A 601-nucleotide genomic window follows, 5' to 3' on the forward strand; every position below is an offset into this window, starting at 1 on the left:
TAATAGTGTTTTAATTTAAATTTAGTTTTAAGAGTTGTTTATTCATTTTGTTGTTTTTTGTATTTTTTGTAAGACAAGTGTTAATGAATTGTGTTATTATAAGTTAAAATTCAGATAATAAGATGCTTATGGTGTATTATTGTTATCTATTTAATGCAAAAACTAACACTCAAACAAAACAAAAATGAAAAATTTAAAAATCATGTCCATTGCTATCGTAACTATAGCAATGTTGGTTTCATGTAACAAAGAAGGGGTTGATGAAACTGTAGCAGATATTACAACAAGCTCTGAGATTAAAAAAAAAGTAGCTCAGAGATTTATAGAAGAAGGGGTAAATCCCATTGCAGGGGTACGTCCTTTTGTTGTGGATGGAGTCAAAGGATGGGTTAGCGGAGACATTTTTTTATCCGATGATAAGATTGCAGATACTTCTGTGAAATCACCTTTGCAAGAAGAACCAGGAGCAAAACTTTTTAGAACTACTAATACAGTACGAATAAATGGGAACCGACGTACTATTAATATTCTTGGGAGAACAAATTTGACTAATAAAATGAGAGGTGCTCTGAGGAGAGCCGTAGGTAATTATAACGATTTG

1 protein-coding gene is annotated in these 601 nt (G+C 31.3%); it reads left to right on the forward strand.

What is annotated here, in order from left to right; translation table 11 throughout:
• Nucleotides 1-202: 202 nt before the first annotated feature.
• Nucleotides 203-601, forward strand: a 399-nt coding sequence (locus tag SM447_RS29510; protein ID WP_474576139.1) for a hypothetical protein, incomplete at its 3' end; no start/stop codon positions are given.

The sequence above is a fragment of the Micromonospora aridisoli genome, assembly GCF_056150025.1.